The sequence below is a fragment of the Micromonospora sp. NPDC047187 genome (assembly GCF_040643355.1).
Lineage (GTDB): Bacteria > Actinomycetota > Actinomycetes > Mycobacteriales > Micromonosporaceae > Micromonospora > Micromonospora salmantinae.
In genome coordinates this window covers 20,158-33,463 of record NZ_JBEYUF010000028.1, presented here as the reverse complement: position 1 = coordinate 33,463, position 13,306 = coordinate 20,158, and the positions used below count along the sequence as shown (strand labels likewise).

Genomic DNA, 13,306 nt, shown 5'->3' with positions numbered 1-13,306 from the left:
GGCCCACTAATGCCAATCTCCGGAGGTGATCAGGCAACAGCGGGGAGAAAGGCCGGTGCGACACCCATGACCACCAGCATCATCGTCGACACACAACGGACCGTCACCCCGCTCTGGCCGGTACCTCAGGAGAGGCGCGTCGTCACCGTCCTCTTCGCGGACATCGTCGGCTCCACGGCCCTGGTGGACCGGCTCGACCCCGAGGACGTCCGAGCGTTGCAACGGGCCTACTTCGACACCGTGGCAGGTGTGCTGCACCGCTGGCACGGGGTGGTGGAGAAGTACATCGGCGACGCCGTGATGGCGCTCTTCGGCGCTCGGCACTCCGACGGCTTCGACGCGTACCGGGCGGTGCGCGCCGGGCTCGAGATCCAGGCCGCGCTGGACCGACGGCCCATGGTCGACGGCATCAGGCTGCGTGTCCGGGTCGGTGTCGCCACCGGCGAGGTCGTGGCCGACCTGGGCGACGTCGTCACCGGTGGGCACGGCGTGGCCAGCGGCGCGGTGATCACCACAGCGGCCCGCCTGCAGGAGTACGCCGCGCCCGGTGCCGTCGCGCTCTGCGCGGCCACCGCGCGCGCCACCGCCGGCCTGATCACCCAGCGTCAGCTCACGCCGGTGCCGGTCGCCGGTCGGGTGCCGCCGGTGCCGGTCTGGCACGCCGTCGGTCCGGTACGCCCCGGCGCCGACCGGCACGACGGCCCGTTGATCGGTCGACGCCGCGAACTGGCCACCATCCACGACCAGTTGGGCGCGGCCATCCGAGACCGGACGCCACGCTGGATCTCACTGGTCGGCCCCACCGGCAGTGGCCGCAGCCGGCTGCTGCACGAGCTGACCCGTGGGCTGACCACGGTGGACGGATTGGCGGTCCGCTGGTGCGTGGCGCACTGTCAGCCGTACCCCGATCAGGTGTTGGCGCCGGTCGCGCACCTGCTCCGCAGCCTCGCCGGGATCCGGCACAGCGACGGCCCGGCGGCGGTCCACGACCGGCTCGTCGCCGCCCTGACGCCGCTGTTCCCGCCGACCCGGGTGGCCACCGCCGTTCCGGCGCTCCAGCGGATGCTGACCACCCCGGACGGCTCGGCCGCCGCCCTCGCCGGCGCGGCGATCTGCCGCGAGGTCCTACTGCGGCTGGCCGCCCACCGGCCACTGATCGTGGCAGTCGACGACCTGGACCGGGCCGCGCCCCCGGTGAGCCGCTTCCTGCACGCGCTGTTCGGCGCGGCGACGGAGCGCGGGCTGCCGCTGGCCCTGCTCACAGTGCACCAGCCGCAGTGGGCCGACACCCGGCCCGGCCCGGCACGCCAGATGACGATCGGACCACTGGCCACTGTGCAGTCCGGGCGGCTGCTGCGCCACCTGCTCACCCGGGCCGGGCAGCCGGTGGCCCTGGTCGACCGGCTGCTGCCGCTGGTGGGAGGCCGCCCCGGGCACGCGGCGGCGTACGTCACGTCGCTGGTGGACGGTGCCGATCCGGCGGCGCTCCCGCTGCCCGAGGCGGTACGTCGGGCCGTCGGCGCGGAGCTGGACCACCTCGACGGTGAGCGGCGGGCGGTCCTGATGGCCGCCGGCACCCTCGGTGGTCTGATCTCCGGGGCGGCCGTGGACCGGGCACTCGGCTGGACGCCCGGTCGGTCCGCATCCGCGCTCCGCAAGCTGGTCGCCGCCGGGCTGCTCCTCCCCCACCACGTCGACGGGTACGCGTTCGCCGCTCCCGCGCTGCGCCAGGTCGCCGTCGAACGGTTGCCCCGCGCCCTGCGGGTCGTCTTCCAACGCCGGGCCGTCGACGTGCCGAGCGGCGACGCCGGGCACCTGGACGCCACCCCGCCCGACCCGCGCGCTCGTGGCGTCAACGGCTCGGCGGCGAGGAGTGCGGAGATCGTGCGCCTCGACACCGTCGGCACTCGGACCGGCCGCCTCGACGCCGTCTTCGCGGCGCTGGCCCCGGCAGGGCCGGGCGGTGGCACCGGCCCGACCGCGCTGAGACGAGGCAGCCCCACCCCGACGATGGCCACCCGTCCCGCCGCGTCGGGTTCCGACGCCAACCGTACGGCGGGCTCACGCCGGCTCCGAGCCGTCGCCTCGGCGGGCGACGTACCGCCGACGCCTGCCACGGCGGCGTCCCGACCTCGGCGCAGTGCGGGCGGTGACCCGTTCCGGGACATCGGACGGCCCGCAGTGCCGATCCGCCCCACGCCGGCGGGTTCGGCTGGGCACCGGACACTCGCCGACGCCGGCACTGCGCCGGGCGTGGTGCGGGCAATACCTCGCCCACCGTTGATCCGCCCACTGGACGGCCTGCCCGCCACCGCCTGACCATGGGGCATCGGGGCGGTTCAGGGCAGGTCAGGACGGTCGCCCTCCGAACTGCCAGTTGTGCACCTCGATGTCGGCGTACCGGTCCACGGTCAATATGGCGCGCGCCGCGTCCGGGTTCGGCGCCCGCAGCAGCGCGGCGGTGCCGAGCCAGGTGACGCCGTCGTCGGCCAGCAGGGGCCCGTACGCGACCAGCTCGTGCGGGTCGGGCGGCACGGCCAGGTCGGCGGCCTGCCCGGCGCCGAGGCCGAGCACCAGATAACGGGTGCCGCCGGTCCGACCGCCAGGGAAGTCCCACATGGTGCGGCCCAGCGTGTTGCGCCACCGGCGCAGCAGCACGTCCCGGTACACGCCGGCCTGGTAGTTCGGTTCCTCGAACGCGAACGCCCGCGCGGCAGCCGGGTCGGGCACGTCGACGATGTGCACGCTGCCGGTGGGCGTGTCGCCGACGAAGGTCGGGCCACGGGCGATCATTCCCGCCGCGTACCGATCCATGTACGACCAGTGCTCGGGCAACAGGTCGTCGCGCAAGGCCGCCGAGCCGGGCCGGTCACTGTGGTAACAGAGAAACTCCACGCCGCATTCTCGCCGGGTGCCCCTCGTCGGCGGCGGGCCGGGTGCCGCAGTGGCCGCTACGGTACGGACGCCGAGGCCAGCAGCGCGCGCCTGCCGTGATCTGGATGCCCGGTGTCCCGTGGCAGCGGTCGAGCCGCTCACCAGCGCGACTAGGATTGGTCCGTCATGCTGCTACGGGTGCTCGGGCCGCTTGAGGTCGAGGTCGACACAGGCGGGCCGGTCGACCTCGGCGGCCCCCGCCAACGCGCTGTGCTCGCGCTGCTGCTCGCGGCCCGCGGCCAGGTCGTCTCCGTCGGGCAGATGATGGAGGATCTGTGGCGGGGTGACCCGCCGCCCCGGGCGATCGCCTCCCTCCAGGCGTACGTCTCGCATCTGCGTCGCCTTCTGGAGCCGGCCCGCGAGCGCCGGGCGCCGGCCCGGGTCCTGGTCACCGCGCCACCGGGCTACGCGCTGCGGCTGCCCGTCGACGCCGTCGACGCCGGTCGGTTCGAGACGCTGCTCGCCGAGGCGCGTGCGGTCGGCCCCGCCGACCCGGACCGGGCACGTCGGTTGCTCAGCGTCGGGCTCGAGCTGTGGCGCGGTCGGGCGTACGCCGAATTCGCCGGTGAGCCGTGGGCGCAGCCGGAGGTGCTGCGGCTGGAGGAACTGCGGCTCGGCGCCCGGGAGCTGCTGCTCGACGTGACGATGCGCTGCGGCGACGCGGCCGAGGCGGTGCCGGAGGCGGAGCTGTTGACCCGGCAGGCGCCGCTGCGGGAGGAGAGCTGGCGGCTGCTGGCGCTGGCGTTGTGGCGTACCGGTCGGCAGGGCGACGCGCTCGCCGCGCTGCGCCGGGCCCGGACGACCCTGGCGGACCAGCTCGGACTGGACCCGGGCCCGGCGCTGGTCGAGGTGGAGTCCGCCATCCTGGGCCAACGACTCGACCTGCTGCCACCGGCGGCGGCGACAGCGCTACGCGTCCAGCGGCAGGGGCCGGTGGAGGTCTTCGTCGGCCGGGAGGCAGAGCTGGAGGCGCTTCGGCAGGCAGCCGCCGAGGCGGTGGCGAGCGGGCCGCGAGTCGCTCTGCTCAGCGGTGAGGCCGGGGCCGGCAAGACGAGCCTGCTCACCCGGTTTCGGGACGAGCTCACCGCTAACGGCTGGCTGGTCGCTGTCGGCCGCTGCCCCGAGGTCGAGGGCGCCCCGCCGGCCTGGGCCTGGGTCGAGGCGCTCCGGCAACTCGCCGAGCAGGCGCCCCCGGGCGATCTCACACCGGCGCTCGCCCCGCTGCTCGGTGGGGGCGACGGCGAGGCCGGCGGCGACGTCACGGCCGGCCGGTTCCGGCTGCACCGCGCCGTCGGCGCCTGGTTGGACGCCGCCGCGGCCCGCAGACCGGTCACCATGATCCTCGACGACCTGCACGCCGCCGACGCGGAGACGTTGCTGCTGTTGCAGAGCGTCACCGAGATGACCACCGGCACCGTCCTGTTCGTCGCGGCGCTGCGTCCCGCCGACAACACCGAGCGGCTCGCCGACACGATGGCCGTCCTGGCCCGCCGGTCACCGCAGCGGATCCCGTTGGGCGGTCTGAGCACGTCCGAGGTCGAACGGCTGCTCGGCGCGCTGGCCCGGACCACGGTCGACCCGGACACGGTCACCGCGTTGGCCGAGCGGACCGGCGGCAACCCGTTCTACGTCCGGGAGTCGGCGCGACTGCTCGCCGCCGAGGGCACGCTCGTGGCCACCTCCGACGTGCCCGAGGGCGTCCGCGACGTGCTGCGCCGACGACTCTCCCGCCTCCCGTCGACGGCCGTCTCGGTGCTGCGTCTCGCCTCGGCCGTGGGTCGGGAGGCCGAGGTGCGAACGCTCGTCGACGCTGCCGGCACCGACGAGGGAAGCGTCCTGCGGGCGCTGGAAACCGGGTTGGCCGCCGGGTTGCTCACCGAACCGGCGCCCGGGCGGGTGCGGTTCGTGCACGGCCTGGTCTGCGACACCATCTACACCGACCTGCCGCAGCTGCGCCGCACCCGACTGCACGCGCGGATCGCCGCCGCCACCCGTCGGCTGCGGCCCGACGACTACCCCGCCCTGGCCCACCAGTACGCCCGGGCCGCGTCGGCCGACACCGCACCGCTCGCCGTCGACTACGCCATCCGGGCCGCCGAGTTGGCCGAGCGGCGGTACGCGTACGACGCCGCGATCGAGCTGCTCAGCAACGCTGTCGAGGCCGCCGCCACTGTCGCCGGCGACCGCGACGCGCTCCGGGTCGACCTGCTCGGGCGGCTGCTGCGCGCCCAGGCGCGGGCCGGCGCGGTGGCCGCCGCCCGGCAGACCCGCGCTCGGGCGATCGACGTCGCCGCGGCGTCCGGCCGCGACGACCTGCTGGTCGCGGCGTTCACCGCGTGGACCGTGCCCACCCCGTGGCTGACCCACGAGTACGGCGTGGTGGACCACCGGGTCGTCGAGCTGCTCGGGCGGCTGCTGCGCGCCGACGAGCTGGACCCGGTCGCCCGCTGCCGGCTGCTGGAGGCGCTGGCCACGGAGTTGGACGGCGAGTCCGATCCACGAGGCGTGGCGGCCGGACGGGAGGCGCTGGCCCTCTCGCAGCGGTTCGACGACCCCGAGCTGCGCGCCCTCGGGCTGGCCGCGCGGCTGCGCACCATGAGCTACGAGCGGGAGGCGCCGGACCGTCGGACCTTCGCCAGTGAGCTGCGTGACCTCGCCGACGAGCACGGGCTGGTGACCTACCGTTCGGTCGCCGAGCAGGCGCTGGGCCACTGCGCTGCCGCGCTCAACGAACCGGACGAACTGCGCCTCAGCGTCGCCCGGCAGGGGTGGCTCGCCGAGACGTACCAGCTGAACGAGGCGCAGACGATCAACCTGTGCTCGCTGGGCGCTCTCGCGCACATCGCCGGCGACTTCGCCGCGGCGCGGCGGCACTACGACCAGGTCGCCGTGCAGATGCGGCGGCAGGGTTCGCTGCACGCCGAGGCCTTCCACTACTTCTCCACCGGCACCCTGCTGATCAGCCAGGGGCGGTTCGCTGAGCACCTGGAGGCGACCCGGCGAATCCGGGGGTCGTTGGGTCCGATCGTGGACGACCTGCTGGCGCTGGCGCTGATCGGAAGCGGGCGCCTGGACGAGGCGCGCGCCATGCCTGTCGGGCGGCACACCTACCGCCCGGACTACTTCGAGTCGGCGCTGCTCAGCGTGCGCGGGATGGTCGTCGTGGCGCTGGGTCGACGGGACCTTGCCCAGCCCGTGATCGACGCGCTGCTCCCGGTACGCGACCAACTGGCCGGTTTCTCCACCACAGCGGCCGTGGTGCGGCCGGTCGCGCTGACCCTCGGTGAGCTGTTCCGGCTGGTGGGCCGCACCGAGGAGGCGACCCGGCACTTCACCCTCGCCGCGCGGGTCGCCCGTCGGTGGGAGTCGCCGCACTGGCTGGCCGAGGCGACGGCGGCGATGGCCCGCTGACCGTCACTGTTGGCGGATTCCAAGCCGGTTCCAAGTGGCACCGAGCATGATCAACAGATCTGTGCCAGTTGATCCCTCGGAAAGGTCACCGTGAACCAGAACCAGCGCGAAGCCATGGCCGACGTACGCGACATGTACATGGCGCACTCGGCGCTCCGTCGCGAGTTCAGCCTGCTGCCGCAGCTCGTCCGCGACGTCACCCCGGGCGACGCCACGCGCGCGGAGGTCGTCGGCGCCCACGCCGAGATGCTCTGCCACATCCTGCACCTGCACCACGAGGGCGAGGACCTGCTGCTCTGGCCCCGGCTGCTGGAGCGCGGCGGCGCGGAGGCCGCGGCGATCGTCCCCACCATGGAGGCGCAGCACCACGCCATCGAGGACGCCCACACGACGGTGGTCGCCCTCCTCCCCCAGTGGCGCCGCACCGCACGCGGCGGTGAGCAGCTCGCGGACGCCCTGGAGCAGCTACGCGCCGCGCTGATCGAGCACATGGCCCTGGAGGAGAGCGAGATCCTGCCGCTGGCGCAACGGCACGTCACCGCCCGGGAGTGGATGCAGCTCGGCGAGCACGGCATGAGCAAGTCCCCGAAGAAGCAGCTCCCGCTGGCCTTCGGCCTTGCCATGTACGAGGGCGACCCGGAGGTGGTCAAGGCGGTGCTGGCGCACGCTCCGCTGCCGGCCCGGCTACTCATGCCGATCATCGCGCCCCGGCTGTTCGCCAGCCACGCCAAGCGGGTGCACGGCACCGCCACGCCCCCGCGCATCGGCGCCAGCGTCCGCTGAGCGAGGTCAGCGGCTCGGTCGGCGGCTCGCCGAAACTCCGCCGTACCCTGAACATGATCGATCCGGCGACCCAGCCGGCCGGGGATCCCGGCCGGCTGGGTCGCCGGGATTACTGGCCCACTTGGCTGCGTCCGGATACCGACGCCGGGGGCGCCAACCGCGCCACGGGCGGGAGCGGCGAGACATCCGGAGAGGCTTGGAACGCCGAGATGGCGAGCGCGGCGAAGCGCCGGGAGGCGCTGACCTGAGTGGTCGGCGAGGTCGCGTTGATACCGCTGTTGGCCATGAGCACGAGGATGACGTCGTCCAGGACGAAGTCGGGGCGGAGGCGACCCGCATCCTTGGCGCGCCGGGCCAGTTCGTCGATCGCTCTCAGCGCGTATTCACGGCGCGCCTCGAAATCAACTGCTTTGGGAAAGTTCGAAATTAGAGCTGCGGTAAAGCCTCGGTCGCGTGCGTGCAGTTCACACATTTTCTCGATCACGAGACAGAAGCCGTGCCATGGATCCGAATCGGCAAGACCCTCGTCGACAACGCCGCGACACGCGTACATCTGTTCTGTGAATGCCTCGGTGACCAGCATCTCCTTGGTCGGAAATCGGCGGTAAAGGGTGGCGGGTGCAACCCCGGCGCGCCGGGCAACCTCCCGCATCGGCACGTCCAGGCCGTCAACGGCGAAGACAGCGCGGGCGGCCTCGAGGATGCGCTCGCGGTTGTCCAGGGCGTCGGAGCGGAGGGCGTGAGGCAAACGATCGGTCACGACTCTCACTTTAGCGAGGCGGACAGCGGCCTGCGTTAGCGTCCGTGCGTATGAGGGCTTTGCAATTTTCGAAGTACGGTCCCGCGAGTGTCCTTGAGGTCTCGGAGGCACCGGAACCGCACGCCGGACCCGGCCAGATTCGGGTGGCGGTTCGGGCCTCGGGTGTCAATCCTGCCGATACGTACGTTCGCGCCGGCCGATTCCAGGAGTGGATGCCGCTCCGTCTGCCGCACGTGCCGGGTGTCGACGCTGCCGGCGTGGTGGATGAGGTCGGTGACGGGGTGACCACGGCTCGGGTAGGACATGAGGTTTTCGGGATCACGGACTACGCCCAGATGGGCGGAGCGAACGCCGAGTACGCCGTCCTGGCCGCGTGGGCACCGAAGCCGGCCGCCCTGACCTGGGTGCAGGCCGGCGGCGCGGCGGGCAACATCGAGACGGCCACCCGAGTGCTAGACCGGTTGGGCGTCAAGAACGGCACTACGCTGTTGATCGAGGGCGCGGCCGGCGGGGTCGGCACGACCGCGATCCAACTCGCTGTCGCTCGCGGTGCGGCCGTCATCGGCACGGCCAGCGACCGCAACCATGAGTTCGTCGCCGCGCTCGGGGCGATCCCGACCACCTACGGCCCCAGGCTGGCCGAGCGGGTCCACACTCTGTTGCCCGGAGGGGTGGATGTCGTACTCGACTGTGCCGGCTCTGGTTCTCTACCAGACCTGGTCGGGCTGGTCGCGAGCCCGGACAGGGTGGTGAGCATCGCCGACATCAACGCCGCGGCCTACGGGGTGCACGTGTCGCGCGGCTCTGGCCCCGGCGCGGACACACCGGCTTTCGAAGGAATCGCCGCCGTCGGCGAACTCGCCGAGCGGAGTCGTTTCACAGTGCCGGTCGCGGCCGTGTTCTCTCTGGATGAGGCGGCCGCCGCCCACGAGCTGAGCGAGTCCCGCCATGCGCGAGGCAAAATCGTGCTGAAGCCGTAGGGTGCCCCACCCAGCCTCTGTCCACCTGACCCGGGCACACACGGCCGACCATCCGGTGTGGTGGGCGAGCACACGCGGGCGCGGTCCGCGGGACGGGTGTTCAGCGGGCGGCCAGGAAGGCCAGCACGCGTGGCCAGGCCGCTGCGGTGGCGTCCGGGGAGTATTCGGCGACGTCCGGGTCGGTGAACAGGTGGCCCACGCCGGGATAGTGGAAGACCGTCAGGTCGGCCCCGGCGTCGGTCAGGGCCTGCTGCCACTCGTCGACCTCGTCCGGCGCGTCGTACGGGTCGGGGTCGGCGAGGTGCAGCTGCACCGGCAACCCGGGTCGGACCGCGTCCGGGGCGCCGCCGGTGCCGTGCAGCAGGAGCAGGCCGGCGGCGTCGCGGCGTTCGGCCAGCAGCGCCCCGGCCACCCCGGCGCCCATCGAGAAGCCGGCGAGCACCGTGGCCGGTGGCAGGTCACGCAGCGCGTCGCGGGCTCGGTCCAGCACCACCTCCTGGCCGATCTTCTCGAGTAGCGCGAAGCCCTCCTCGACGGTGTCGGTGGCCGGGACGCCGTACAGGTCTGGGGTGCTGACCTGGTGCCCGGCGGCGCGTAACCGGTCGGCGGCGGCGCGCACGGCGGGCCGCAGCCCGTACACGGAGTGGAACAGCACGACGTGTCGCATCCGGTCATCCTGCCGCAGTCGAGCGGCCGTCCGGTGTGGCCACGCGGAGTGGGAGCATGATCGTGGTCGAGTCATCGGGTGTCCACTCGGGGCTGTGTTGGCGAACGGTGCGCCGGGATGGCGACATCGGTGGCCGGCTGAGCTGCTCTACCGGGACGGGACGCTCGGGAGCAGGTCGTCGTCGCGTCCGGTCTGGGGTAGCCCAGCCGCAGCGGCGATGGCGTTGACGGCCTCGTTCAGTCCGGTGGTCTCGGGGAGGACGAGTTCGTCGGGCCAGCCCAGGACGTCATGGGCGGCGTACCAGCCGCTCATGTGCTCGGCGGTGAACTCACCGGCCTGCGGGCGGGTGAGGTGTCGGCGCAGGGTCTCGGCCAGGGACACGTCGAGATAGCAGAACAGGGACCGGCCGCGGTGGTCGTCCCGCAGGGAGGTCAGCATGCTGCGGTAGCGGCTGCTGTGCATGATGCCCTCCAGCACGACGTGATAGCCGTGGTCAAGCGCAAGCCGGACGGTTTGCCCGATCAACGCCGGCGCCGCGCCGCCGGGCTTGTCCCGCTCGCGCAGCAGGATGCGGCGCAGGTAGTCCTGCTCGACCAGGGCGCAGCCCCGGCCGTGTCGGCGTCGTAGCTCGCGGGCGATGCTGCTCTTGCCGGAGCCGGAGTTGCCCCGGACGCAGACGAGGATCGTGTCCGGGCTGCCAGTGGGTTCAGCGAGCACGATGCCTCCTCGGCTTCAGTGGTTGCGCACTGTGAGTTTGAGGGCGAATGCGGCGTACCCGCGGGTGCTGTCCTCCCTTAGGAAGATCAGCGACGCCGCAGGCCGACCCGGTGCCAGACGTCGCAGGTCCGATCGACGCCCGGTTGCGTTATGCCACAACTTGTCCGCTTTGCCCTCGTTCAGTTGTTGACGGGTGCGCCATGCGAACAGGCCCGTCAGTCCACTGAACGGGGGAAATTGGTGAGGCCTGTCCTGCGAAGAATCACAAGCGCGTCCACGGCGATGCTGGTCGCCGGCCTGGCAACCCTGGGGTTGGGGACGCCGGCACGGGCGGCACCGGGGGACGCGAACGCACGCGGTGCCGTTATCGACCTGTCCGCGGAGGTGGCCGGTATAGCCGTGATCACCGCCGATGCTGTCATCGGTACGGCCACCGCGCCGGCCGCCGGCGGTACCGACACCGAAACCCTGCTGGCCATCTCGGTACCCGGGACGCTCGGAGTGACCGCCAGCGGCACCGTCGAGGAGGTCACCGCCACCAGGGCGGCGGGTGTGTCGTCGGCGTCGTCCAGCGTCAACGGCCTCAACCTGGCCGTGCTCGGTATCGACGTGCTGGACGCTACCGAGGTCACCGCCTCCGCGACCTGCCCGCAGACAGGCGCGACCAGTGCGGGCACCACGCTCGCCGGGCTAGAGCTGTTCGGCTCGGCGGTCACGCTGACGGCGAACACCCCCGCCGTCGTGGGCAGCGCGGCCGTCGTGGTGCCGGGGCTGGCGGGTGCCAGCCTGAACGCCTCGTTGACCCGCGTCGAGACGACCACCGCCACCGGCGCCACCGCCATCGCAGTGCGGGCCACGCTTACCCTGTCGGGCACCGTCCTCGGCGTCCCGACGACCATCCCGGTCGGGACCGTGATCGTGGCCGAGGCCACCTGTGAGCGCCCACCGGCGGCGCCCGCCGCCGCGACGATCACCCCGGACGAGGGCCCGCAGTCGGGCGGTCAGACGGTGACGATCACCGGTACGGGCTTCATTGCGGGCGGCACCACGGTCACCTTCGACGGCGTACCGGCGACCGGTGTCACGGTGGCGCCGGGCGGTGCCTCGCTGACGGCGGTCACTCCGCCTGGTGCGGTCGGTCCCGCGTCGGTCGTGGTCAGTACGGTGAACGGCACGTCGCCGCCGCTGGGCTACACGTACCTGGCCGACGGCAGCGCGGCCGTCATCACCGGTCTTACGCCGACATCCGGGCCGACCGCCGGCGGCACGACGGTAACGATCACCGGCACCGGTTTCACCGGTGTGGCGGGAGTGGACTTCGACGGGCTACCCGGCACGGGGTTCACGGTCAACCCGGCCGGCACCACGATCACCGTGGTGACCTCGCCGAACCCGGAGGGACCGGCCCTGGTCGAGTTGGTCTTTCCGGCCGGTCGGGTGACCGCGCCGACGTTCACCTACATCGCGCCGACGATCACGTCAATCGTGCCGAACACCGGCCCGACAACCGGCGGTACGACGGTAACGATCACCGGGACCGGGTTCACCGGCGCGACCGGAGTCACCTTCGACGACACGCCGGGCACCAACCTCGTCGTGGACCCGAGCGGCACCTCGCTGACCGTGGTCACACCACCCGGGCAGGTCGGTCCGGTGGACGTGACCGTGCACGTCCCAGGCGCGAACGCGACCGCACCGAACGGGTTCACGTACGTGACGGCACCGCCCACCGCTGCGTCGATCACGCCGAACACCGGCCCGCAATCAGGCGGCCAGACGGTGACGATCACCGGCACCGGCCTCGTCCCCGGTGACACGACCGTCACCTTCGACGGTGCGCCAGCCACCAACGTCACGGTCAACCCGGGCGGCACGTCGCTGACGGCGGTCACGCCGCCCGGCGCGGTCGGGCCGGCGGCCGTGGTGGTGACCACCGGCGGCGGATCGGCGACTCCGCTTGACTACACCTACGTCGCCGACGGCAGCGCCGCCAACGCGACCGGACTGACCCCGACGACCGGGCCGACCTCAGGTGGCACCACGGTCACCATCACCGGAACCGGCTTCACCGGGGCGACCGGAGTGACCTTCGACGGGGTGCCCGGCACCGGTTTCACCGCCAACCCGGCCGGCACCACGATCACCGTCGTGACCCCGCCGAACACCGCCGGACCTGCGGACGTGCGACTGGTGTTCCCTGCGGGCACCGCCGTCGCGCCACCGTTCACGTACGTCGCGCCGACGATCACCTCGATCGTGCCGAACACCGGCCCGATCACCGGTGGTACCACCGTGACGATCACCGGGACCGGCCTCACCGGCGCCACCGGCGTGAACTTCGGCAACACTCCGGGGACCAACCTCGTCGTGAACCCGAACGGCACCTCGCTGACCGTCGTCACCCCACCCGGCCTGCCCGGCCCGGTGGACGTGACCGTGCAGCTACCCGGTGACGACGTCACCGAACCAGGCGGGTTCACCTACGAAATCGCCCCACCGCGCATCGACACCGTGAACCCGAGTCAGGGGCCAACCGGCGGCGGCACGACCGTGACGGTCGGTGGTTCCGGGTTCATGCCGGGCGCGACAGTGGTCACCATCTGCGGAAAGACCATCCCGGCCAGCCAGGTCACGGTGGCAGCGGACGGTCGCACGTTGACCTTCCGCAACCCGCCCTGCCCGGCTGGAAACACCACGGTCATCGTGAGCACCGACGGTGGATCCTCCAACGGGCTCACCTTCCGCTACGTTTCGCGGATTCTGCCGGTGACCGGTGACACCATCGCCGCACCGCTGACCATCGGGGCGATGCTGGCGCTCCTCGGCGTCGTCCTCGTGCTGCTGACCCGCGGACGGCAGCACGCCGGCCGAATCGACTGACCGGTAGTCCCGGCCAGGGCCCAGACTGGGCCCTGGCCGGGACGCACGCGGACGACTTTCCCGAGGTGCCTGACCGTTGTCGGGTGCGGCGGCCAGAGCCCTCCAGTTCCGCACAAGGATGCCGGTTCGTTTGACAAGCCCGACCAACCGGCCCGGCTCATCCTCGATGACCTG

General features: G+C 72.6%; 9 protein-coding genes. 5 read left to right on the top strand and 4 right to left on the bottom strand.

From position 1 onward, the window contains the following. The first annotated feature begins 66 nt into the window (after nt 1-66). The gene (locus tag ABZ794_RS29440; protein ID WP_357518593.1) at nt 67-2,319 is read left to right on the top strand and encodes an adenylate/guanylate cyclase domain-containing protein; all 2,253 of its coding nucleotides are present in this window, start codon (nt 67-69) and stop codon (nt 2,317-2,319) included. Nucleotides 2,320-2,349: 30 nt separating this feature from the next. Here ABZ794_RS29440 and ABZ794_RS29435 read toward each other — a convergent pair whose 3' ends face one another. Then, nucleotides 2,350-2,895 (bottom strand): YciI family protein, encoded by a 546-nt coding sequence (locus ABZ794_RS29435; protein WP_210785760.1) that lies wholly within the window; start codon nt 2,893-2,895, stop codon nt 2,350-2,352. A gap of 165 nt (nt 2,896-3,060) precedes the next feature. Between ABZ794_RS29435 and ABZ794_RS29430 the strand changes: the two genes are divergently transcribed. Together ABZ794_RS29430 and ABZ794_RS29425 are read left to right on the top strand one after the other, a co-directional pair. After that, nucleotides 3,061-6,345 (top strand): BTAD domain-containing putative transcriptional regulator, encoded by a 3,285-nt coding sequence (locus tag ABZ794_RS29430; protein ID WP_357518591.1) that lies wholly within the window; start codon nt 3,061-3,063, stop codon nt 6,343-6,345. 90 nt (nt 6,346-6,435) lie between these two features. Beyond that, the gene (locus tag ABZ794_RS29425; protein WP_357518589.1) at nt 6,436-7,128 is read left to right on the top strand and encodes a hemerythrin domain-containing protein; all 693 of its coding nucleotides are present in this window, start codon (nt 6,436-6,438) and stop codon (nt 7,126-7,128) included. Nucleotides 7,129-7,237: 109 nt separating this feature from the next. On the opposite strand, the gene ABZ794_RS29420 is transcribed toward ABZ794_RS29425, so the two are convergent. Beyond that, nucleotides 7,238-7,888 (bottom strand): helix-turn-helix domain-containing protein, encoded by a 651-nt coding sequence (locus tag ABZ794_RS29420; RefSeq protein ID WP_357518587.1) that lies wholly within the window; start codon nt 7,886-7,888, stop codon nt 7,238-7,240. Between the two features lie 50 nt (nt 7,889-7,938). Here ABZ794_RS29420 and ABZ794_RS29415 point away from each other — a divergent pair, with 50 nt between their 5' ends. After that, nucleotides 7,939-8,868 (top strand): NADP-dependent oxidoreductase, encoded by a 930-nt coding sequence (locus ABZ794_RS29415; RefSeq protein ID WP_357518586.1) that lies wholly within the window; start codon nt 7,939-7,941, stop codon nt 8,866-8,868. Between the two features lie 100 nt (nt 8,869-8,968). On the opposite strand, the gene ABZ794_RS29410 is transcribed toward ABZ794_RS29415, so the two are convergent. Further along, on the bottom strand, nt 8,969-9,535 hold the full coding sequence (locus tag ABZ794_RS29410) for a dienelactone hydrolase family protein (RefSeq protein ID WP_357518585.1): 567 nt from the start codon (nt 9,533-9,535) through the stop codon (nt 8,969-8,971). A gap of 147 nt (nt 9,536-9,682) precedes the next feature. Further along, nucleotides 9,683-10,252 carry a kinase gene (locus ABZ794_RS29405; RefSeq protein WP_357518583.1) on the bottom strand — a complete coding sequence of 190 codons (570 nt, stop codon included), beginning with the start codon at nt 10,250-10,252 and terminating at the stop codon, nt 9,683-9,685. 399 nt (nt 10,253-10,651) lie between these two features. Between ABZ794_RS29405 and ABZ794_RS29400 the strand changes: the two genes are divergently transcribed. Continuing rightward, entirely contained in the window at nt 10,652-13,132 is a 2,481-nt protein-coding gene (locus ABZ794_RS29400) for an IPT/TIG domain-containing protein (protein ID WP_357518581.1), read from the top strand. Nucleotides 13,133-13,306 lie beyond the last annotated feature (174 nt).

Bases quoted from the DNA above. Each gene is read 5' to 3' on its own strand.
- ABZ794_RS29430 (WP_357518591.1), top strand. From the start codon at position 3,061: ATGCTGCTACGGGTGCTCGGGCCGCTTGAGGTCGAGGTCGACACAGGC.
- ABZ794_RS29415 (WP_357518586.1), top strand. From the start codon at position 7,939: ATGAGGGCTTTGCAATTTTCGAAGTACGGTCCCGCGAGTGTCCTTGAG.
- ABZ794_RS29410 (WP_357518585.1), bottom strand. From the start codon at position 9,535: ATGCGACACGTCGTGCTGTTCCACTCCGTGTACGGGCTGCGGCCCGCC.
- ABZ794_RS29440 (WP_357518593.1), top strand. From the start codon at position 67: ATGACCACCAGCATCATCGTCGACACACAACGGACCGTCACCCCGCTC.